General features: G+C 57.5%; 1 protein-coding gene. It reads left to right on the top strand.

Features of this window, described 5'->3' with window-relative positions; all coding sequences use genetic code 11:
- Positions 1 to 133: 133 nt before the first annotated feature.
- Positions 134 to 1,165 (top strand): IS110 family transposase, encoded by a 1,032-nt coding sequence (locus KGA89_RS29565; RefSeq protein WP_124356368.1) that lies wholly within the window; start codon positions 134 to 136, stop codon positions 1,163 to 1,165.
- Positions 1,166 to 1,444 lie beyond the last annotated feature (279 nt).

Genomic DNA, 1,444 nt, shown 5'->3' with positions numbered 1-1,444 from the left:
CCGCCGTAATTAGATGGACTCGCCCACGCCGAGGCGTCAATGCGCCGCGGTGGCAGTCTAAGAAGCCAACGACAGCGAGGGCGAGTCCATGAAAAAGAATACGACGCTTAAACAGTCCCTGTCTTCAACCGATCTGTCGACCTGTACGACAGTGGCAGTCGATCTAGCCAAGCAGGTATTTCAGGTCGTAGGCGAAGATGCTCTTGGCCAGGTGCTTTATGAAGAACGCATCAAGTCGCGTGAGTCCTTCCACGCATTCTTGCGCAAGCTGCCGGCAAACATCGTTGTACTGATGGAAACCGGCCCCGGCGCTCAAGCATGGGCACGACAGCTGCAGGCGCAGGGTAATCTGGCGCGAGTTCTTCCGGCGCAGCTGGTGGCCGACCACCGCAGTGGCGCAAAAAATGATCGCAACGATGCGCTGGCCATTTTACGGGCGGGACGGGACACCAAAATCACAGCGGTGCCCATCAAAAGTGCTGCAGCACTGGCCATGCAGGCATTACACCGTGCCCGGCAGGGTTATGTGCGTCGGCGTACAGCTACGAGTAACCAGATGCGCGGGCTATTGATGGAACACGGTGTTGCCTTGGCACAAGGTGATGTTGCTATCAGTCAAACCCTACCTCGGATACTGGAGGATGCCACCCAACCATTGCCAGACATATTGCGCGAACTCATCGACGAGCTGCTGGGCGAATGGCGCCAGTTAGGCGAGCGGATCAACGTATTGACCGGTCGCCTGGAGATCGCTGCGAACCAGGATCAAACCGCCAGACGGTTAATGACGGTACGCGGTGTCGGTCCGATCATCGCCACAGCGATGCTAGCCAAGCAGACCGAACCCGAACGTTTTGCCGATGCACGCCAGTTCGCCGCCTACTTTGGCATGGTGCCCGATCAGAACAGCAGTGGGCAGAAGGTTCGCCTGGGCAAGATGAGCAAACGAGGCGATGGTTACATACGTAGCCTGATGGTTCAGGGTGCTCACGCCGTATTGAGGCACCTACGTCCTGATTCTGAGCAGCCCGACGATCGTCGCTTGCAACGTTGGCTGAGTCGGCTAGGACGTAAGGAAGCGGCGGTACGACTAGCGAATCGCAACCTACGAATCATCTGGGTGCTGCTACAGAATGACCAGACTTATCACAGCCAACCGGCCTAAGGCCGGCCGGCTGCGACAAGTTACAGATCACCAGAGTTCTGCCACCGGGGCGTAAAGCGCTCCAGCCCCTGCTAGAAAACATTGACCCCAGGTCAGACCGTCGCGGAACGATGCCTGCGCCCTTACCGGCCTTCGAGGCCTGAACGTAATCGGCATACCGCGAGCTCAACCAATGTTGGCCAGAAGCCAAAGATGGGCTTCCTCGAATAGGCCTTATACATAGATGCAGCCGGGTAGCAGTGTTGAAAAGCGGGTAGACAGTGGAGGCGAGTCCATACA

Source organism: Pseudomonas sp. A-RE-22, from assembly GCF_019956035.1.
Classification (GTDB): Bacteria; Pseudomonadota; Gammaproteobacteria; order Pseudomonadales; family Pseudomonadaceae; genus Aquipseudomonas; species Aquipseudomonas brassicacearum.
Note: the sequence above shows the minus strand (reverse complement) of the source record. Positions and strands in the feature narration are given on the sequence as shown.